General features: G+C 62.6%; 17 protein-coding genes and 1 pseudogene. 8 read left to right on the top strand and 10 right to left on the bottom strand.

All coding sequences use genetic code 11. The features are described from left to right. Positions 1 to 426: 426 nt before the first annotated feature. The 3 genes from PQQ53_RS19605 to PQQ53_RS19595 all read left to right on the top strand — a co-directional run bounded on the left by PQQ53_RS19605 (position 427) and on the right by PQQ53_RS19595 (position 3,974). Positions 427 to 1,518, top strand: coding sequence for a LacI family DNA-binding transcriptional regulator (locus tag PQQ53_RS19605; protein WP_408325450.1), 1,092 nt, complete (start codon positions 427 to 429; stop codon positions 1,516 to 1,518). Between the two features lie 339 nt (positions 1,519 to 1,857). Continuing rightward, complete coding sequence (locus tag PQQ53_RS19600; protein WP_408149384.1) at positions 1,858 to 2,913, top strand: methyl-accepting chemotaxis protein; 1,056 nt, start codon at positions 1,858 to 1,860, stop codon at positions 2,911 to 2,913. A gap of 107 nt (positions 2,914 to 3,020) precedes the next feature. Next, a complete protein-coding gene (locus PQQ53_RS19595) occupies positions 3,021 to 3,974 on the top strand; it encodes a LysR family transcriptional regulator (protein WP_408325447.1) in 954 nt (317 codons plus the stop codon). Here PQQ53_RS19595 and PQQ53_RS19590 read toward each other — a convergent pair. After that, positions 3,971 to 4,915, bottom strand: a complete 945-nt coding sequence (locus PQQ53_RS19590) for a cupin domain-containing protein (RefSeq protein WP_408325444.1) — start codon at positions 4,913 to 4,915, stop codon at positions 3,971 to 3,973. The two genes, PQQ53_RS19595 and PQQ53_RS19590, sit on opposite strands and share 4 nt — an antisense overlap. 241 nt (positions 4,916 to 5,156) lie before the next feature. On the opposite strand from PQQ53_RS19590, the pseudogene PQQ53_RS19585 reads away from it, so the two are divergent. The 5 genes and pseudogenes from PQQ53_RS19585 to PQQ53_RS19565 all read left to right on the top strand — a co-directional run. Further along, positions 5,157 to 5,249, top strand: a pseudogene (locus PQQ53_RS19585) (GNAT family N-acetyltransferase); the annotation flags it as partial. 109 nt (positions 5,250 to 5,358) lie between these two features. Beyond that, on the top strand, positions 5,359 to 6,975 hold the full coding sequence (locus PQQ53_RS19580) for an amidohydrolase family protein (RefSeq protein ID WP_408325442.1): 1,617 nt from the start codon (positions 5,359 to 5,361) through the stop codon (positions 6,973 to 6,975). A 49-nt stretch (positions 6,976 to 7,024) separates the two neighbouring features. Continuing rightward, positions 7,025 to 8,047, top strand: a complete 1,023-nt coding sequence (locus PQQ53_RS19575) for an ABC transporter substrate-binding protein (protein WP_408325438.1) — start codon at positions 7,025 to 7,027, stop codon at positions 8,045 to 8,047. Next, positions 8,044 to 8,847, top strand: coding sequence for an ABC transporter permease (locus tag PQQ53_RS19570; protein WP_408149393.1), 804 nt, complete (start codon positions 8,044 to 8,046; stop codon positions 8,845 to 8,847). Before PQQ53_RS19575 ends, PQQ53_RS19570 begins: the two co-directional genes overlap by 4 nt. Then, on the top strand, positions 8,847 to 9,632 hold the full coding sequence (locus PQQ53_RS19565) for an ABC transporter ATP-binding protein (protein ID WP_408325435.1): 786 nt from the start codon (positions 8,847 to 8,849) through the stop codon (positions 9,630 to 9,632). The genes PQQ53_RS19570 and PQQ53_RS19565 overlap by 1 nt, the downstream gene beginning before the upstream one ends. 196 nt (positions 9,633 to 9,828) lie before the next feature. On the opposite strand, the gene PQQ53_RS19560 is transcribed toward PQQ53_RS19565, so the two are convergent. The 9 genes from PQQ53_RS19560 to PQQ53_RS19520 form a co-directional block, all read right to left on the bottom strand. Then, a complete protein-coding gene (locus tag PQQ53_RS19560) occupies positions 9,829 to 10,665 on the bottom strand; it encodes a nitrilase family protein (protein WP_408149397.1) in 837 nt (278 codons plus the stop codon). Beyond that, entirely contained in the window at positions 10,662 to 12,059 is a 1,398-nt protein-coding gene (locus PQQ53_RS19555; protein WP_408149399.1) for an amidase, read from the bottom strand. Before PQQ53_RS19555 ends, PQQ53_RS19560 begins: the two co-directional genes overlap by 4 nt. Beyond that, complete coding sequence (locus tag PQQ53_RS19550) at positions 12,056 to 12,994, bottom strand: DUF1028 domain-containing protein (RefSeq protein ID WP_408325432.1); 939 nt, start codon at positions 12,992 to 12,994, stop codon at positions 12,056 to 12,058. The genes PQQ53_RS19555 and PQQ53_RS19550 overlap by 4 nt, the downstream gene beginning before the upstream one ends. Positions 12,995 to 13,014: 20 nt before the next feature. Continuing rightward, positions 13,015 to 13,725 carry a branched-chain amino acid ABC transporter ATP-binding protein gene (locus tag PQQ53_RS19545; protein ID WP_408149402.1) on the bottom strand — a complete coding sequence of 237 codons (711 nt, stop codon included), beginning with the start codon at positions 13,723 to 13,725 and terminating at the stop codon, positions 13,015 to 13,017. Further along, complete coding sequence (locus PQQ53_RS19540; RefSeq protein WP_408325429.1) at positions 13,722 to 15,551, bottom strand: branched-chain amino acid ABC transporter ATP-binding protein/permease; 1,830 nt, start codon at positions 15,549 to 15,551, stop codon at positions 13,722 to 13,724. The genes PQQ53_RS19545 and PQQ53_RS19540 overlap by 4 nt, the downstream gene beginning before the upstream one ends. Beyond that, positions 15,544 to 16,377 (bottom strand): branched-chain amino acid ABC transporter permease, encoded by an 834-nt coding sequence (locus PQQ53_RS19535; protein ID WP_408149464.1) that lies wholly within the window; start codon positions 16,375 to 16,377, stop codon positions 15,544 to 15,546. The genes PQQ53_RS19540 and PQQ53_RS19535 overlap by 8 nt, the downstream gene beginning before the upstream one ends. A 25-nt stretch (positions 16,378 to 16,402) precedes the next feature. Beyond that, complete coding sequence (locus tag PQQ53_RS19530; RefSeq protein WP_408325671.1) at positions 16,403 to 17,515, bottom strand: substrate-binding protein; 1,113 nt, start codon at positions 17,513 to 17,515, stop codon at positions 16,403 to 16,405. A 134-nt stretch (positions 17,516 to 17,649) separates the two neighbouring features. Then, a complete protein-coding gene (locus tag PQQ53_RS19525; RefSeq protein WP_408149406.1) occupies positions 17,650 to 18,420 on the bottom strand; it encodes an SDR family NAD(P)-dependent oxidoreductase in 771 nt (256 codons plus the stop codon). Positions 18,421 to 18,432: 12 nt separating this feature from the next. Further along, complete coding sequence (locus PQQ53_RS19520; RefSeq protein WP_408149468.1) at positions 18,433 to 19,428, bottom strand: acetamidase/formamidase family protein; 996 nt, start codon at positions 19,426 to 19,428, stop codon at positions 18,433 to 18,435. Between the last annotated feature and the right edge of the window lie 23 nt (positions 19,429 to 19,451).

The raw sequence follows: 19,451 nt of genomic DNA, 5'->3' as shown, positions 1-19,451 counted from the left end.
GAAACGCAGATCCAACTTCCGTTGCCAACCGTTCGCGCTCCCCATGCGCTTCATCGACCAGCATTGCAACGGCGGTGGCGTACAGGCGGCAGTCGCACTGCTCCACTGTCGTGCCGACGATCGCGCTGAAGATGGCGTTGCGAACAGCACCCCGCACCTCTGGCACCTGACTTTCCAGGAGTCATCTCTTTCTAATTGATTGCGCCGCATGAGACGCCATAAGGCGACGACGCGGAGCGCGCTGTTTCTCCCCCAGGGCCGCGGCCGATGCTCCGCGGACTTCGGCGCCAGAATCTCCATTTTCGCGCCGAGGGCCGGCCGTCCTGCCGTCGTCGAGTAACCAGACTCAAGCTTAGGAAACGTTTCCGGGAAACGTTTCCTAAGATATGTGATGTAAACTGTGATGTCAAGATCAACGAGGAAACAATGAGCAAGGACACGTCGGGCACTACGCGTGGACGATCTGGTATCAAGGCAGTGGCCGAGCTTGCCGGCGTCGGCATTGCCTCGGTATCACGCGTACTATCGGGACAGCGCGGATCGAGCCCACAGTTGACTAAGCGCGTGCTCGATGCTGCGCGGCAGCTCGGTTATGCACCCAACGCGCTCGCGCAGGGTTTGCGCCGTCGCACTACACGCTCAATCGGCTTCGTCGGATCGGACATTACCAATCCGTTGATTGCCTCGATCGTGAGCGGTGCGGAAAGTGTGCTGAGTCTGGCGGGTTTTTCGGTTCTCTTGACCAATTCAGGCGGCATTCCGAGCGTGGACGCGGAGCGCATCGAAGTGCTGTTGCAGCGCCAGGTCGATGGATTGATCGTCCTGCCTGCCCTCGAAGATGATCCCGGCACGCTCGCCGCGCTGCGCAATACCCAGACGCCGATAGTGCTCATCGATCGAACCTTACCCGCAGACATTCGCGCGCAGTACGTGCTGTCGGACCATTACCGTGGCGTCGGAGATGCCAGCCGATATCTATTGGCAGCGGGACATCGGCGTATAGGACTTGTTGTGGGCCGGGACGTGCGGCCCACAAGGGAACGGGTCCGTGCGGTAGAAGACGCCTACGATGGGTCGGGTATCGCGCGTGACCTGCTGGTTCACCGCGGAACACTGTCGCCGGAACATGGGGAGGAGGCATTGGAGGAGATGCTTTCTGGCGCCGTCCCTCCTAGCGCAGTCATTCTCGGGGGCAATCAGTTGCTCGAGGGGGCGCTGCGCGTGGTGCATCGTCGCGGTTTGCAGCTTGGGAAGGACCTGTCCCTTGTGTGCTGCGACGACGTTCCGCTTGGCCGCTTCCATCAGCCTCCTATCGCGACCGTCATGCGAGATTCGGCACTGCTCGGCAAGCGCGCGGCGGAATTGTTGCTCGCGCAATCAGAAACGCCGGGCACGAACGAGCCTGTCTATCTTCCAACGTGGTTTGAACCGCGCGCGAGTTGCGGTCCGCGAGCAACGGATACTTCGGACACCCGTCGAAAACGTACGGCCCGCAAGGTTAGCGTCACGCAGGGCTGACGTCACTTTTTCGACGCTATATCGGCATGCAAAGGACCGCTATGTGGCGATGAACGGCCATCCGGAGCGACATGACGACCGTCCCTTGCTGGCCGATTGCACTCACCAGACGACGCCGCATAGCCTTGTGGAAAACCAGCGGCCGAACTCGCGACGAGCGCAATCGGTGACAAAAACATGCACGGCGTCGGTGCGCACGAAAATGGCGCATCAAAAGCGCCGCTATGTCGGTCGTTTTTCCTCAAGTATCCGTTTCAGGCTGCCGTTAATTCCGATTAGTTCTTCGACGCAGCGAGGAGCCATGCGCTCCCCATCCCGCACGCAACTGGGATCCACAAGATGTCCATAGAGCAGGCAAAAGCTTCTCAATCGTCCGAAGGCGCGATCATCGCCGGATTGACCCGCGAAGTGCGCAAGATATCCCGGGATAAGATCGCCGATATCGACCTGATCAATCGCGAGGCGACCTATCTGGCAATCAACGCGTTGATCGAAGCCGCTCGTGCTGGAGAAGCAGGCCGAGGCTTTGCGGTCGTCGCAAACCAGGTCAAGAACGTGTCCGGCCGGATCGGGCAGCTCACCGGCGAGCTCGGTAAGGAATTAGCCAGCATCAGCGAACGCATGGTGACGGAGCTTGAGCGACAACAGGGCCAGCGTCTGACCGACCTTGCGTTGAACATGATAGACGTGGTTGACCGCAACCTTTACGAACGGTCATGCGATGTACGTTGGTGGGCAACCGATGCAGCGGTTGTCGATTGCATGACGGCTCGATCGGCGTCGGCTGCCGCGCATGCGGCAAAGCGGCTGTCGGTCATCCTGGATAGCTATACGGTATATCTCGACATCTGGGTGCTGGATACCGAGGGTTGCGTCGTGGCGAATGGAAGACCTTCGCTGTTTCCGGTCGCCGACAAAGTGAACGCTGCCCAACATGGCTGGTTCACCGCGGCGCTCGCTACGCGCTCCGGCGATGAGTACGCCACCTCCAACGTCGACATAGCCGCGGAATTGAACGGCGCGCAGGTTGCCACCTATGCGACGGCGATCCGCCAGGACGGTGCGAGTAACGGAAAGGTCGTCGGCGTTCTGGCCGTGTTCTTCGATTGGGCCAAGCAGGCGTCGACTGTCGTAAATGGCGTCCGGTTGACCCGTGGAGAACGGGATCGCACGCGCTGCATGATCGTTGACGCAAGTGGTCGAGTGATCGCTTCTTCCGCGACCGCGGAGCGCGACGGTACGCGCTTCGATCTGCCGCCGAACACGGTTGATATCGGAACTTACCGTACGGCGAAAGGATCGCTTGTCGGCTATGCGCTGACACCCGGCTATGAAACGTATCGCGGCATGGGTTGGTTCGGCATAATCGAGCAACAGCCGGATCAAACACCGTAACGGTGTAACTGGCGTGGACACACGCGGGTCAGGGTCTGCACCGGTGGCCCAAGTCCCGTTCGGAAAGAGGCTTTCTTGCAGGACGCGCAATTCGCGTCGGAAATACCATGGATTACTTTGCGGCGGTAAGGGCCTTCGTTTGCGCAGCTGAACTGCAAAGCTTCAGTAAGACGGCTCGTGAAATGGCGGTCAAGACCTCGACCGTCTCGCGCTACGTGAGCGAGTTGGAAAAGGATCTGGGCATTGCCCTGTTTAACCGGTCGACGCGGGGGCTCGTCCTGACGGAGGGCGGCAGGCTATTTCGTGAACACGCCGTGGTTGCCCTGCAGGCGCTCGATGACGCGCGCCAGGTTACGTCATCACTGAATCGCACACCGCAAGGCGTGCTCCGCGTCACGATGCCGTCGGCATTCGGGCGCCGGCATATCGTGCCGCATCTGCCGGCGTTCATGACGCGCTATCCGGCTATCGGCCTCGATATCGTGTCGACCGACGAAACGCTCAACATGATCGACGCCGCGATTGACGTGGCGATCCGTATCGGCGTGCTGCCCGATTCGTCACTGATGGCCAGACGCATTGCATCACATCGCCGTATCGTCTGCGGCAGCCCGGCGTATTTCGAGCGAAGCGGGATGCCACGTGTGCCTGAAGATCTGGCCGCGCACGATGCGCTGCGCTTGTCCCTGCAGCCAGACGACAAATGGTCTTTCATCCACACCGCAAATAATCACGCGCCGTCGGAGCATGTGGTGGTGGAATTGCAAGGGCGCTTGCGCGCAGACGACTCTGAAGCCGTACTGGAACTCGCTGTGGCCGGCTGCGGGCTCGCTCTTCTGCCGACATGGCTCGCAGCCACGGCCCTGCGCGAAGGCCGCCTGCAGCAGGCGCTGCCTGAATGGGAGGCGCGCACGGGGCGAGCCGAACCAGCGGTCTGGGCGGTCTACCCCCCGAAGAAAATCGTATCGTCGAAAGTGCGCGCATTCGTGGACTTCTACGCCGAGGCGATTGGCGAGCCGCCGTACTGGGATGACGGACTCGCGCTGGCGCTACAGCCTTAACGGGCGAAGCGGATATCGAGCGTGCGCAACCAGGTCTGCAAGCCGGCATCCTGGATCGGAATCACATAGGCATTCTCGTTTGTTTCATTGAAATGCGCATGCCAGTATCCCGGCGGCGTAACGAATGCCATCCCGGCTTCCCAATCGACGCGCGTTGGATGCGCGATATTGCCGCTCTCGTCCAGTTCCGTGCCGACCAGCGTATAGACACCCGGCCTGCCCCCGGCGATGAAGTCGAGTGCGATCGACTGGTGGCGGTGCGGCTTCTGCATTGAGTTGGGCGGCACAATGCCGAACATGGCCCACAAGACATGCGTGACCGTTCGCGTTTGGGGGAAATTGGCGTTGCCCATCAGCACGCTGATGCGGTTGCGGCGACCCGCATTGGCTTCTTCCGAGACCTTGCGCAATTCCGCCTGAGCCTGGGCGGCCGGATAGAGCGTCGGTGCAAAGCGCGCCTTTACGCCGGTCGTGCCGAGGTACGCGAGCAGTGGCGCGTCGTTGACGTAGTAGAGCGTGGCCGCCGTGTCCGCGGACAGCACGGCAGCCTCGCCCCCTGGCAGAGTGAAGAAATCGCCCTGCGCAAACGGGAAGCGGGTCTCGCCCTGAGTCACGCTGCCGGTTCCGCTGATGACGTAGCTAACCTGCGAGGTTGCGTTCGGGGCGAGCGTCAGCGCATCCCCTGCGTTGATGCGCAGGAAATTGGCGCACAGGCCGGGACCGGTCGCGGGACCGGCGCAACCCAACTCCGCGGAAAGGTCGAGGGGTACGATGCGGGTTGCACCGGTTGCGTAGAGCGAGGGCGGGAAACTGCGGAACGGCACGCGCGAGATGAGCTTCGCGCCGATCGGATTGGCTGACGACGTATATTCGAAGTATTGCGCGTCGAGGGTGGCGGCAGCGGGTTCGGCGAGAGGCGCCGGGGACGTCCTGGTCAACATAGACTGCTCCTTAAGATTCGGAAAGCTTGGTGCGGGCCCCAAAGGTTGCGGTTAGCGCCCGAAAGCTGAACCGACTATAGGCGCGGGTCGCTGGCCTCAGAAGTGCCGGACGTCGAAATCAGCTTTGCGCAAAAGGGGGTACCGTGCGTCCATTTCGGGAGCCAAAGCTGCCACCCGAAACAGGCTCATGCGGCACCACACGCCCAGCAAAAATACCGCCGATTACCTCGGCTGCTTCCTGATGTCGGCTGATCCGCTGCACCACGCCGTGATCGATCGGGCGATCGACAAGGCAGTCGGCACGCTCGTGCTGATGCGGATCGACCGCGCGAACGCCAACGCACTGACTGAGCTACGAGGCGTTGACGACAAAATAACTTTCCTTTAACGTCGCATCCGTTGAACGTAGCGCTCCTCGCATTCATCGAGGATCTCGGGTTGGCGTGCCCGTCCAGCAAAAGGTGATCGCGATGCGCGACAACCCTGTTGGGCCGGCGAAGCTTGCTTCGGCCCAGACAAGCGACGGTACAGCACAACTGACCATCATCAAGAACGCTCGCGTGCTGACGATGGATCCTGCATGCCCTGAACGGGCATGTGCGGACATCGTTATCGAGAGGGGAACCATCCGCGCTATCGGACCCGATGCGTCCCGAGGCGTCAGTGGTCAGCACATCGTCATCGATGGAGCCGGTCACCTGGTGATGCCGGGTTTGATCAATGCCCACTTCCATTCGCCGACCAATTTTCTCAAGGGCGCACTGGACAGCCTGCCCCTCGAACTCTTCATGCTTTACGAGGTGCCGAGCACCCCTGATGCCGCAGTGTCCGCCCGCACCGCGTACGTACGCACGCAGCTCGGCGCCGCGGAAATGCTCAAGCTGGGCGTGACAGCCATCCAGGATGACGCGTTCTTCCTGCCCTCCCCGAGTCACGCTGAGATCGATGCGGTGATGGGTGCGTATCGGGATATCGGCATCCGGGCGACGGTTGCTCTCGACCAGCCCAATCTCCCCGAAATCGCCAAACTCCCGTTCCTCGCCGAAATCGTTCCGGCCGAACTTAGAGCGCGGCTCGAAGCGCCCGCGGCGATGGAGGCGGACGAACTGCTGCGCCACTACGACTATCTGATCGACAACTGGCATCAGGTCGACGACGGACGGCTGCGAGCCGCGGTCTCGTGCTCGGCCCCGCAACGCGTCAGCGTCGACTATCTTCGCGCCCTAAACGAATTGAGCCGCCAACATGATCTGCCGTTTTACATCCATATGCTGGAGACCCGTCTGCAGCGCGTCTTCGGCGAAGTGTGCCTGAACGGCCGCTCGCTTATCCAGTATGTCGACGACCTGGCGCTTCTGTCGGACCGCATGAATGTCATCCATGCCGTATGGATCGACGACACCGATATCGGTTTGCTGGCCGAGGCTCGAGCGCAGGTGATCCACAACCCGATCAGCAACCTTCGGCTGGGCAGCGGCGTCATGCCGTTCAGACGGCTTGCGCAAGCTGGCGTTTCGATTGCGCTGGGCTCGGACGAAATCATCGCCGACGACTCCGCCAACATGTGGTCGGTCATGAAGACCGCCGCGCTCATCCATACGATCGGGGATCCAGATCCCGACCGCTGGCCGGTCGCCGGCGAAATCCTCAAGTGCATGTTCGAAGGCGGCGCCACGGCGATGCGGCAAGCCGATAGGCTCGGGCGCATCGCGCCGGGTTTCCAGGCCGACTTGATCATGCTCGATCTGGATACGCTGCCGTTCACCCCTCTCAACGATCTCGCCCGGCAACTCGTATACGCAGATGCAAGCCGGGCTGTCGTGATGACGATGGTCGCCGGGCGCGTGGTTATGCGAGACGGAAAGCTTCTGACCATCGACGAGCGGGCTCTGCGGCAGGAGGCCAACACGATCATGGCTGCAGCCTTCGAGCAACGTGAAGCCCTGATGCGGGATGCGGCCGAGTGGTTGCCGCACTACCGCGCCATGTACCAGAAGATGCTCGATATCGATGTCCGTATGAACCGTTGGGTTGGCGACGCGAATCCAACGCGCAACTGATTTTCGCTCCTCTTCTTCTGACTCTGTTAATTAAATAGGGGTACATAGCATGCCGTATCATTTCAAACGCAAGATCGCCGCTCGTGCCGCCCTGTTTGCGTTGGGCTTCGTAGCGGCCACACAGGCTGCCCACGCGGAAGACAAGACAATCCGCGTGATATGCAATAACTGGTCCGGGTTCGCGCCGGTCTTCGTGGCGAGCGACCTTGGCTACTTCAAACAGCTGGGGCTGAAGGTCTCCGTCAAGTTCGACGACGAACAGGCGGACGCGCTGGCAGGGATTGCCCATGGCGATATCGAAGTGGACATGCGCACGGTCGACGACTATCAACGCCGCCCGCGCAGCCCCTCGACGCCCGGTGTCATGATCGGCACCATTGACGAGTCCAACGGCGGGGACGGCGTGGTAGCGGACGGTTCCATCAAGAAGGTCAGCGACCTGAAAGGAAAGGTTGTGGCAATGGAAACGGATATTCCCGCCTACCTGCTCCTTCAACTTGAACTGAGCAAGGCCGGGCTCAGTTATAAGGACATGACGATCAAGCAGACTGCGGGATCTGACGCGCTCTCTGTGTTCTCAGACCGCAGCGTTGCGGCGATCGGAACGTTCCAGCCGTTCATGAACAAGGCGATTACGCTCGACGCGAAACGTGGCGCGCATATTCTGGTTTCATCGGCGACCTACCCGGGTACGATTGTGGACGCAATCATCGTCAACCAGTCAAAACTCCAGGCCGACCCGCTCGCCTACAAGAACTTCATGATCGGCGTGTACAAGGCGATTGCCTATTACAACGCCAAGCCGGCTGAGTTTATCCATCTTGCCGCCCCTCACTTCAATCAGAGCGACAAGGACTTCAAGGCAAGCATCGATGGAAGCCTTTCCTACACATCGATCGATACCGCGAAGCATTATTTTGGTGCCCCCGACTCGCCAGGCCCCATTTACAAGACCTTCGACACGCTGATGAAGCTGAATCTGGCGAACGGTGCGTCGGACCACACGCTGTCGGCAGCCGGCTCGTTCGACCGTTCGGTGTTGCAGTCCATCTCCGCTGCCGACCTCAAGTGAACAAGCCGCTTCCGAACGCCTTCGCTTTTCGCGGAAGCATCAGCCGCCGAGCCAACATTCTGATTGGCCTCGGCGCCAGTTTCGCGGTCTTGCTGGTGTGGCAGGTGTCGTCATGGGACGGATGGGTCGATCCGACCTTCCTCCCCTCGCCTATGGAGATCGCGCAAAGCCTTTGGTCCATGACCCTCGAAGGGCAGATCGTCGGCAATGCACTGGTCTCGATCGGACGCATTCTCGCTGCGTTCGCGCTATCGGCTGCGATGGCGATTCCCATTGGCCTGTTGATGAGCAGCTATCGTCCAGTGAACGCCGCGCTCGAACCGATGGTGGATTTCATCCGGTACTTGCCGACGCCGGCGCTGGTGCCGATCTCTATCATCTGGTTCGGTGTCGGAGAGGAAACGAAGATCTTCCTGCTATGGCTCGGAACGTTCTTTCAGCTCGTCTTGCTGGTGGTCGACGATGCCAACCGCGTTCCCAACGAGTACATCGAGATCGCACGTACGCTCGGCGCCCGCCCGTTCCAGATTCTTGTCGATATCGCCTGGCGATCGATGCTGCCCAACCTGGTGGACAACCTGCGCATTACGCTCGGCTGGTGCTGGACCTACCTGATCATTGCTGAAATCGTGGCCTCGGACAGCGGCCTGGGCTTCGTCATCTGGAACGCACGCCGTTACATGCAGACAGACCGGGTCATGGCGGGCGTGTTTGTGATCGGCATGATCGGACTTGTCAGTGATCAGCTCATTCGTGCATTTCATCGGCGCCTGTTCCGCTATCTCAAGAGCACTGATTGATGAACATTCGAACCACCGAGTACCTTGTTTTCGACGGGGTTACCAAGCGCTTTGGCGGATTGCCAGTCGTGGAAACGCCCTTCGACCTGACAATCCCGCGCGGCCAGTTCGTCGTATTTCTCGGACCCTCCGGTTGCGGCAAGACGACGCTGATGCGAATGTCGGGTGGCCTCGACACGCCGAGTACAGGCGAAATCCGGCTTGAGGGCGAGCCGGTCGGCAAACCCGACCAGCGACGCGGCATGGTGTTTCAATCGTACTCGTCGTTTCCCTGGCTAACCGTCAGCCAGAACGTGGCCTTTGGCATGCGCTACAGAGTCGACCTTGGCAAGGACGAAAAGCGCCGTCGCACCGACCACTATCTTCGCCTTGTCGGTCTTCATGAGTTCGCCGCCACTTACCCGAACCGGATCTCTGGAGGCATGCGCCAGCGCGTCGCGATCGCCCGGACGCTCGCTGCGGGTTCCGAAGTGCTTCTGATGGATGAGCCATTTGGCGCTCTTGACGCGCAGCGGCGCGAGCAGCTGCAGGTGGAGTTGCGCCGCATTCAGAGTGAGGAGTCGCGTACCGTCATCTTTGTCACTCACGATGTCGAAGAAGCCGTCTTCCTTGCTGACAGGATCATCGTGTTTTCACGAAGACCCGCACGGGTGATCGAGGACATCGACGTGACCTCCCAGTTGGGAAAAACTCGTTCCCTGGCCCTGAGAGACAGTGAGATGTTCTTTCGCATGAAGACGAAGATCATTCAGACAGTCCGCGAAACGACAGGGGTTGAATACTGACTGCGCCTGCGCGCATCCGGAAGCGTCGCGTCGTCGTGGGCCCGAACTGCGAGCGTGTGGCACTGGGAGAGAATCAGGTCGACCCGGAGGGCGAATCTACTCAAGGTAGGCTACGCCAAGGCCGTGTTAGCGCACCCCACTTATACGGGCGTATAAGCGAAGCGAGGGGGCGAGCGCTCACGATTGACCGCCCCTCTCAGTAGATATCAGGACGGCGATCCCGCAATACGTGATTGAACGCATTCAATTGCCGGTGCCGGCGCGCGTCGGCCAGATTCACCGACGCCAGTAGAATCTCTTCGTCCGAGGGACTGGCAGGACCCGCCACCGGCCAACCTTGCGAGTCGACAATCAGGCTGCGTCCAAGAAACGGCTGCTCGCGTTCAACGCCGACCCGGTCCGCCGCGGCCACGAACAGTCCGTTCGAATGCGCGCCGCCCATTGCCAGCAGATTCGCCATAGCGGGCAGTTCGGCCGGCTGCGCAGGCATCGGTACCCAGTTGGTCGGCACGCACAGGATATCGGCGCCCCTGGCCGCCGCCATCCGGAAAACTTCAGGGAACCAGATGTCATAACAGATCGCGCAAGCCAGCCGGCCAAACGGCGTATGAAAGACAGGCATGCCGAGGTTACCCGGTTCGAAAAAGAGTTGCTCGTCACCCCATAAATGCATTTTCCGATAGCCGCCCAGCACGCCTCCCGGACCGATCACAGCCGCCGAGTTATAGAGCGAATCGCCGTCGCGTTCGGCATACCCGGCCACCAGCGTGAGGTCCAGACGCGCGGCAAGCGCGCTCCATTGCCCAATCGTGTCGCCGTCCGCCAAGGCTTCGGACAGCGCGAACGCCTCTTCACGCGACTCGAATACATAACCTGAATTGCATAGCTCCGGCAGCACGATCAGGTTCGCGCCGCGCGCATGCGCCTGCTCGATCAATTCGATCGAGCGCGCCACGTTACGCACCTTGGCCCCTACTTCGGGGCACATCTGCACGCACGCCACCGTCACCCTGCTCTCGTTACCTGGCGTCATGGCTGCACACTCCTTGCAATCGGCGAGCGCACCGCGTCCCAGCGGTGCACGCTTTCATAGGCCGCGGCGACGCGCAGGATCGTAGCTTCGTCGAACGGTCTGCCGGCGATCTGCAGGCCGATCGGCAAGCCGCGCGAATCGAAGCCGCATGGCAGGGATAGCGCCGGCAAACCGGTCAGGTTGAATGGATAGGTAAGACGCCATGAAGCCGCAAGCGGGCTTTCTTCCCTACCCCCAGTCACCACGGTTGCCTGTCCGCGCTGCCATGCGGTAACCGGCGACGCGGGCGTCACGACCACGTCGACGCGCTCGAATACCGCCTTGAAATCGTCGATCAGGCACGCGCGCAACTGTTCGGCCTTCAGATAGTCCGCCGCCGACACCATACGGCCGATCTCGACGAGCGTACGCACGTCGTCGGCCATCGCGGCGGTCGCGCCGCGCTGCAGGCCGCGATCGTGATAGGCGCTCGACGACGCGAGTTCGATTGCGAAGATCGCACCCAACCCGTATTGCAGATTGGGCACCTCGAAATCGATGACCTGCGCACCGAGCGCGGCGAGCACCGCAATGGCGCGCTCGACTTGTGCCTCGACTTCCTCCTCGTTGGCGCCGAAGAAGTGATTGCGGCACACGCCGATGCGCATGCCCGCGATGCCGCCGTCCAGCGACGCGGTGTAATCCGGCACCGGTACGTCGACGCTGCCGGGGTCGCGCGTATCGTGTCCGGCGAGCACGTTGAGCAGCAGTGCCGCGTCGCGCACCGACAGCGTCAACGGCCCCGCATGATCGAGCGACCAACTATGCGGCACGATTCCCGCGCGGCTGACGCGACCGAACGTCGGTTTCAGACCCACGACGCCGCACAGACTCGCCGGAATGCGAATCGAGCCGCCGGTGTCCGAGCCGAGCGCGCCGTAGGCCATGCGCGCGGCCAGCGCCGCGCCCGAGCCGCCGCTCGACCCGCCGGGAATGCGCGACGGGTCCCACGGATTGCGAGTGGGCGGCGTCTGCGTACCCCACGCGAACTCGTGCGTGCGGGTCTTGCCGATCACTACCGCGCCGGCCGCCCGCAGGCGCGCAACGGCGGCTGCGTCTTCGTTCGCGAACGTATAGCCCGGCGCACGGCTGCCTGCGGTGGTCGGCATGCCGGCCGTCAGGTAGTTGTCCTTGACCGCTATCGGCACGCCATGCAGCGGACCGCGCCGCACACCGCGCTTCAGTTCTTCCGTGCATTGCCCGGCTTCGGCGCGCGCGGCCGGATTGAGACATTCATAAGCCAGCACTTGCGGATCGAGCGCGGCGATGCGCGTGAGCAGCGCGTCCATGATGTCGGCCGGCGTGACGTCGCCCGATGCAATACGCGCGGCGATGGCGGTGAGATCGTCGTTCATGCTTCGCCCGTGGTGGAAGGTCCCGCATAAGCGCGCGCCGGATCGAACACGACCACCGGGTGCACTTCCGACAGATCGAGTTCTCGCAACTTGCTAATCTCCGCGAGGATCGGCGCGTAGGTCGCGAGGTTGTGCGCCACGCGCTGCTCAGCGAACTCGACGCCGAGCCACCGGCCGAGCACCCGCATGTCGGCAACCCGCATGTCGGCATCCAACGGCCCTGTTGCGCCCGGCCTCGATTGCGGCGAGGTCAACAACAACTCGGTCACGGCGGCTGGCGGCGTACGACCGGGATCGCCGCGTGTGGGCATCCCTTCGACGAACGGAACGAACTGCCGCTGCGCCACTTCGAACACGCGCCGCAATTCGGCAACCGGCTCGTGATGCTCGTCGACCCGCAAATCGAGGTGGGCATACGCCTCGTTGCGCACCACCTTGAGCGCCGCCGATTGACGGCCGCGCTTGTCTCCGCCAGCGGCTTGTCCCGCTTCGAGCGCGCGCATCAGGCGCTCCTCCAGCGCGAGCTCATCGCTCGCCTCATACGCGGTGAGCATCGCATCGAGCGTCCCGGCGCCGACCAGCATGTTGCCCTGAATCGTACAGGACGTGCCGCTGCGCTGCCCCGCCCAGCCCGTACATTGCGAACCGGTCCAGCACGCGCTTTGACCGTTGCGGTCGACCAGGCCGAGCTGCCGCAGATCCGCGGCGGCATCGCCATCCAGTACCCGCGCGAGCGCATGCTCGGCGCTCACGCCCTGATCGAGCAAATCGAGCGCATCGAGCGCGAGATACGGATTGACCCAGGATTGCGTCGACACCGCGCCCACGCCGGTGCGCAGATACATGCACATCGCGCCGACCGCCGGCACCGCCGTGCTGACCGCCACGCCCAACGCGCCGGTCCGCGCACAGCGCGCGACGATGGAAAACGTCATGGCAAATTCTCCCCTTGGCGTTACAACGACAGGAAACGCGAAACCGTCGCTTGCGCCGACTTGTCCGCCGTGTCCCCGGCCGCCGGAATCTCACCCAGTTCGAGCACCGCATAGCGATTCGCGACGGCAAACGCAAAATGCACGTGCTGCTCGACCAGCAGCATCGTCGTGCCGGCGGTGTCCCGCTCCCGGCTGAGAATGCCGACCAGCCGTTCGATCACCGATGGCTGCATGCCCTCGGTGATTTCGTCGACCAGAATCAGCTTCGGCTGGCGAATCAACGCCCGCGCGACCAGCAACATCTTCTGCTCGCCGCCCGACAGCGTGCCGGCTTTCTGTTTGAGGCGATCCTTCAGAAACGGAAAAAGATCCTCGATACGCTCGAAAAGCGGCTTGAAATCACGATCGCGCATGAGGGCAAGCTTCAGGTTATCTTCGACGGACAAGTCCTGAAACAAGGCCTTTTCCTGCGGGATGTACGCGACGTCGCGCCGCGCGATCCGGTTCGGCGGCACGCCCGTGGTCCGCTCGCCGAACAGCGCGATGTCGCCGCTCTTCGGGCGAATGAAACCCATCAGCGTTTTCAGCAATGTCGATTTGCCCATGCCGTTCTTGCCGAGAATCGCCACCACTTCGCCGCGCCCGAGCGTGAGGTTCAGGCCCTTGAGCACCATTGCCTCGCCGTACCCGCTGTGCAGCGCGTCGACCTGAACAATCGTCGATGCATTCATGCGTCCGCCTCCGGCTGACTGGCGGCGGCATGCGCACCGCCCGCATACACCGCACGCACGATTTCGGAGTGCACGACTTCCTCGACACCGCCGTCCATCACAATGCGCCCCTGGTGCAGCACGACGATGCGCGAACTGATCTGCTGGACGAAATCGAGGTCATGCTCCACCAGCAGCAGACACATCCGGTAGCGCGACGACAGCTCGATGAAAATCTCGCCGATCTGCGTGCGCTCCTGTTTCGTCAAGCCCGCGGTGGGTTCGTCCAGCAGCACCGTGCGCGGCTCGAGCGCGAGCACCATCGCCAGTTCGAGCGCCTGCTTCTGGCCGTGCGACAGGTAGCGGCACTCGCGATCGAGAATCCGGTCGAGCCCGGTCAGCCGCAGCACGTCGAGGGCCGGCTGCGGCAGCGCGAGCACCGGGTCGCGCTGCCATTTCGACGGCGGCGCCACCCGATAGCGCGCCACGCGCAACGCCTCACCGACGCTTAGCGATTCGAACACCGTCGCGGTCTGAAATTTGCGGCCGACGCCAAGCGCCACACAGTCGTACGGGGCGAGCGTGCGGATCTCCTTGCCGCCGATCTCGACCGTGCCGCCCGAGCGTTCCGCGCCGTCCGCAATGCAGCGCATCAGCGTGCTCTTGCCCGCGCCGTTCGGTCCGATCAGACTGAGCAGCTCTCCGGCACGCGCGTCGAAGCTGATGTCGTCAAGCACCTTGAGGCTGCCGAAATGCCTGCGCACCTGCTTGATCGATAGCGCCACACGGCTGTCGTCCCCCATGCCCTCAGCGCGCGGCGGCGCTGCAACCAGCGTCACCGGTGCTGGCGCCGCTCGGCGGCGGCGCGGCAACGCCTGGCGCGCTGCGCCGGCTACGAGCGGCGCGAGCCCGCGCGGCATCGCCACGATCACGACCACGAACGCCACACCCACCAGCAGCGTCCAGACATAAGGCAGATTGCCGCTGAGATAGGCACTGCCGACGTCGATCAGCATGGCGCCGACAATGGGCCCGAACAGCGATCCACGCCCGCCGAGCGCGACCCAGATGACCAGCTCGGTGCCGAACACAAAGCCGGCGTATTCCGGCGCCACCACCATCTGCACGCACGCAAACAGAAAGCCCGCGAACGCGGCGATGACCGCGCACGTGTCCATCAGCCGCGCCTTGTAGCGCGACACATCGATGCCGAGATACTCGCACCGCGCTTCGTTTTCGCGGATGGCGACCAGGAGTTGCCCCGCATCGCTGCGCACGAACATCCACGCCACCACGGCCAGCAAAACCAGCAAGGCGCCCGCGATGAAGAACCAGGCTTCGAGCGGAATATCAAAGCTATCGAAGCCGGACAGGCCGCTACTCGATCCGGTAAACTCGCCGCCCGAATAGATGCACTGAACCAGCACGATCGGCAATACGAGCGTGACAACCGAGGCATAGAGCGGCGATGCGCCGTGGTAAAACGCCAGCCAGCCAATCGCGCGCGACACGATCCATGCTGCGGCGACGCCCGCGGCGAGGGCCGCCGCCGCAAGCGGAAACGAAAAGCCCGCATGCGTGAAAATCAGACCGGCCGCGTAAGCGCCGATGCCGAAGAACGCCGACTGCCCAAATGTGAGGATGCCGGTATACCCCCACAACAGATCGACGGTCAACGCGACTGCCGTATACAGAAACGCGCGAATCAGGTTGTTGACGAGGAAGGTCGGCAACGTGACGCTGCATATGGCCAGAACGACGAGCGCAACGACGCCGAGCACTGCCGGCCCCTTCCATGGCGACGCCGCCGCGGTGCGAAACGACAGGGTGGAAGCGGGATCAGCCACGTGCGAAGCCCTCCGGTCTAACGCGTAACAACAAAGCTGCCAATACCGCGATGGTCAGACCGCCGAGCACGGGATTGACGAAGGTGCTGACCAGCACCTGCGCGCCGCCGAGCACCACGCTCGCCACCGCAAGACTGACCAGCGAAGAACCGGACACCAGCACCAGCATGAACGCGCCGACGATCCACGGCACGCCCATATTCGGATCGACGCTCGCAAGCGGCGTAATCAGACAGCCGGCGGCCGACGCCAGCGCCGCGCCGGTGCAGAAGGTCATGAAGCGCACCCGCGAACTGCTGATGCCGAGCCCGCGTGCGAGGGCTTCGTTCATGATCACCGCGCGGGTCTGCAAGCCGAGCCGGGTGCCGTTGAGCAGCCAGCCGAGCGCGAGCGCAACCAGCACGGCCACGCCGACCAGAATCAGCCGGTAGGCCGAGTACTGAGTGCCGGCGAGCGAGATCGCGCCGTCCACCGGACTGGCCACCATCTGCACGCCGCGGCCGAACGCCAGCGTGATAAGCTGGCCGACGATGATGCCCAGCCCCCAGGTCGCCAGGATCGCGTCGAGCGGGCGCGCGTACAGCGGACGAACGATGAACCGCTCGACGGCCATCCCCGCCACGAAGCCGATCAGGAGCGCACAGGGCACGCCCCACCACCAGTTCAGGCCGGCGTGCTCGACGAGCACGCTCGCATAGCCGCCCGTCGTCAGAAACGCCCCATGCGAGAAGTTGATGATCTTCATCACGCCGAAGACCATCAACAACCCCGCCGAAACGATGAACAGGATGGCCGCCGTGGTGACGACATCAAGCCCGAGATTCAACATGGCCGGGACTCCCTAGCACGGCTTAATTCAAGGCCGGACACTGCGCCCCCGGATCGACGTTGCGGAAAGATTCGATCACCTTCACCGAACCGTCCGACTGCACCTGACCCAGATACATCGTGAGCGGCGTATGACGCTGCTTGTTCATCTGGATCCGGCCACGCGGGCCGTCGAACGAAACCTGGGCGAGCGCCGGAATCACCTTCGCCGTGTCGACCGAACCGGCTTTCTCCACCGCGGCCTTGTACAGGTAGATCGCCTCGTACTCCGGCACCGACAGATCGTTCGGCGTCTTCAGATCCGCGCCGAAGCGTTTTTTCATCGCGGCGAGGAACGTCTGGTTCTCCGGCGTATCGATGTTGGTCACATACGAACCGGAGATGTAGATGCCCTGCGCGTCCGCGCCCATGCTTTTGGCTGTGCCCTCGTCGACGGCGAGATTACCGTACGGAACCTTCACACCCGCCGCACGCAGTTGCTTGGTGAGAGTGACGTTCGGCGCACCGCCCGCGGTCGAGGTGATGATCGCGTCGGGCCTGGCCGCCTGCAGCTTGCTGATGATCGATGTCCAGTCGGAACCGTCCATCGGCAGATACTCGTTGCCGACTACCTTGCCGCCGTGCTTCTCGATGTAGGTCTTCGTGAAGTCGAGCATGCCGCGACCGAACGCGTAGTCGCTGCCGATCAGAAAGAACGTCTTCGCCTTCTGCTGCTTCATGAAGTAATCGACGATCGGCGCGACCTGCTGGTCGGGCACCCATGCATCAACGTACATGTATCGGTTGCAGGAGCGGCCTTCATAAAACGACGTATAGATGAACGGCACCTTGCCGCGCGTCACGATCGGCAGGCCTGCGTTGCGCGCGGCACTCGTTTCCATCGAGATGAGCGCGTTGACCTTCTTTTCGAAGATCAGCGAATCGAACGCCTTTTGTGCGCCGGCCGCGCCGCTGCCGTCATCGGCCACTTCCAGGCTGACCTGGCGTCCCAGAATGCCGCCTTTCGCATTGATCTCGTCGACAGCCAGTTGCGCCGCCTGAACCACCGACGGAGCAACCACGCTATTCGCGCCGCTCAGACCCACAGGCACGCCGATCCTGATCGGATCCGCGGCCATCGCCGCGTGGCTCGCCATCGAAAGCGATACCAGCAGGGCGGCCGCCGCGCCGCCTGAGCGGCCGGCGGCCAGAAGGGAAGCAATTCTTTTCATTATCGTCAAGACTCCTTGGTTTTTTTCGAATCAACTCAAGTGACGCAGCTTCGCCGCACTTAGAGCTGCACCCCGCGCGTAAGCGCGCCATCCACTACAAGATTCGCCCCGCTCACGAAGCTCGCCGCCGGACTCGCGACGAACGCGACCGCGTTCGCGATCTCCTGCGGTCGCGCCATGCGTCCGCTGGGATTCAACGCGAGTGCTTCCGCGAACAGCTTCGGATCGTTGTGTTCGATGTGATCCCACACGCCGCCTTCGAAATAGACGTTGCCCGGCGACACGGCGTTCGCGCGAATGCCCTTCGGCGCGAGGTGGTACGCGAGGCCTTGCATGTAGTGGATCAGCGCCGCCTTGAAGGTCCCGTAAGGGCCGGCGGCAAAGTCGATTTCACGGCCGGACACGCTCGATATCGCGATAATCGAGGCGGCCTTGCTCGCTTCCAGAAACGGCAGCGCGGCGTCGACCAGGTTGACCGTGCCCATCAGGTCGGTTTCGAATTCCTTGCGCCATGATTCGAGGTCGTTGCCGATCGAAAGCGCGCTCACATTGGCGACCACGATGTCGATGCCGCCCAGTTGCGCGGCGGCGTCGCGCGTCCAGACCTGCAACGCCGGACCGTTCGAAACGTCGACCGAGGCGCCGCATACCTTGACCGCACCGCGCGTAATCTGCACGATGCCGGCCACCGTCTGTTCGACGGCGGCGCCGTCACGCGCGCAGAGCGCGATGTCCGCGCCTTCGGCTGCCAGCGTTTGCGCGATCGCGCGGCCGATACCCTTGGTGCCGCCGGTGACGAGTGCCTTCAAACCTTTGAGTTTCAGATCCATGGTGGTGTCTCCTCAGGAAGCCGGTGCGAGATATTTCTTGCTGATCGCCGCGCCGACCGAATATTTCGGATCGACGAAATTGCCCAGCCGCACCTTGCCGCACTGACTGAGCATCATGTAGGCATCCCAGCGGTCGAAGCCGTATTCCTTTTCCATCCACAGCACCAGTTCGTGGTACGCGATGCGCGTCGCGTCTTCAAGCGGGCGCGCGCTGCCAATCGCCATCAGCAGCTCATCGGTTTCGAGGCGAGGCCATTCGATGTGCCAGCCCTTGATCAGATCGACGTGGATCGTGGTTGTGCTGGAGAATTCGACAGCGGTGCCGCACACTTCGCCGTCGCCCTGGCAGGCGTGAGCGTCGCCGATAAAGAGCCGCGCACCGGCAGACCGTACCGGCAAATAGGTGATGCTGCCCGGGCCCATGTCGGGCACGTCCATATTTCCGCCATGGTTGTCCGGGGTGAGCGAATTGATCGAGTCGATTTCCGGCGACAGGCTCAGCGTGCCGATATGCGGCTTGTACGGCAGCGTGACGCGCTTGCTCCAGTAGACGCCTTCTTCGTCCACGTCGATCTTGCGGGTGATCTCGGGCAGCGGCTCATTGAGCGTTGCGGTGTAGTCCGTGCCGGTCAGCGCGCCGAAGCGCGGAATCAGGCAGCAGGTGCCGCGCGGATTGTCGCCGCGCGGCAACATCGATTCGATGTACACCGCAACCACGTCCCCCTTCTCGGCGCCTTCGATCATGATCGGGCCGCTTTGCGGATTCAGGAACGGTACCCGCAATTTCTGACTCGGCAGATCCTGTTCCGTGAGGATCTTGCCGTCGAATGCATCGCGTGTCTGAACCACGACCCGGTCGCCCGGCGCGATATTCATCACCGGCGCCGAGTACGGTCCGACGGTGTAGTGGAATGTGCCCTGACGGGCTTCGCTGAGTTCATGCGTCTCGCGGACCTGGCCGCGTGCGACGCCGCGCGTGTGCATGATCGATTGTTCGAGCCATGTCATCATGGTGTTTCCGCTCATAGGTG

The organism is Paraburkholderia strydomiana (assembly GCF_046030495.1).
GTDB classification, from domain to species: Bacteria; Pseudomonadota; Gammaproteobacteria; order Burkholderiales; family Burkholderiaceae; genus Paraburkholderia; species Paraburkholderia strydomiana_A.
The sequence above is the reverse complement of the archived record's forward strand: the minus strand, read 5'-3'. Positions and strand labels throughout refer to the sequence as shown.

What these genes read in the sequence shown, in the direction of transcription:
- PQQ53_RS19605 (WP_408325450.1), top strand. Translation starts at nt 427, where the DNA reads ATGAGCAAGGACACGTCGGGCACTACGCGTGGACGATCTGGTATCAAG.
- PQQ53_RS19600 (WP_408149384.1), top strand. Translation starts at nt 1,858, where the DNA reads ATGTCCATAGAGCAGGCAAAAGCTTCTCAATCGTCCGAAGGCGCGATC.
- PQQ53_RS19595 (WP_408325447.1), top strand. Translation starts at nt 3,021, where the DNA reads ATGGATTACTTTGCGGCGGTAAGGGCCTTCGTTTGCGCAGCTGAACTG.
- PQQ53_RS19590 (WP_408325444.1), bottom strand. Translation starts at nt 4,915, where the DNA reads ATGTTGACCAGGACGTCCCCGGCGCCTCTCGCCGAACCCGCTGCCGCC.
- PQQ53_RS19575 (WP_408325438.1), top strand. Translation starts at nt 7,025, where the DNA reads ATGCCGTATCATTTCAAACGCAAGATCGCCGCTCGTGCCGCCCTGTTT.
- PQQ53_RS19565 (WP_408325435.1), top strand. Translation starts at nt 8,847, where the DNA reads ATGAACATTCGAACCACCGAGTACCTTGTTTTCGACGGGGTTACCAAG.
- PQQ53_RS19560 (WP_408149397.1), bottom strand. Translation starts at nt 10,665, where the DNA reads ATGACGCCAGGTAACGAGAGCAGGGTGACGGTGGCGTGCGTGCAGATG.
- PQQ53_RS19555 (WP_408149399.1), bottom strand. Translation starts at nt 12,059, where the DNA reads ATGAACGACGATCTCACCGCCATCGCCGCGCGTATTGCATCGGGCGAC.
- PQQ53_RS19550 (WP_408325432.1), bottom strand. Translation starts at nt 12,994, where the DNA reads ATGACGTTTTCCATCGTCGCGCGCTGTGCGCGGACCGGCGCGTTGGGC.
- PQQ53_RS19545 (WP_408149402.1), bottom strand. Translation starts at nt 13,725, where the DNA reads ATGAATGCATCGACGATTGTTCAGGTCGACGCGCTGCACAGCGGGTAC.
- PQQ53_RS19530 (WP_408325671.1), bottom strand. Translation starts at nt 17,515, where the DNA reads ATGGCGAGCCACGCGGCGATGGCCGCGGATCCGATCAGGATCGGCGTG.
- PQQ53_RS19525 (WP_408149406.1), bottom strand. Translation starts at nt 18,420, where the DNA reads ATGGATCTGAAACTCAAAGGTTTGAAGGCACTCGTCACCGGCGGCACC.
- PQQ53_RS19520 (WP_408149468.1), bottom strand. Translation starts at nt 19,428, where the DNA reads ATGACATGGCTCGAACAATCGATCATGCACACGCGCGGCGTCGCACGC.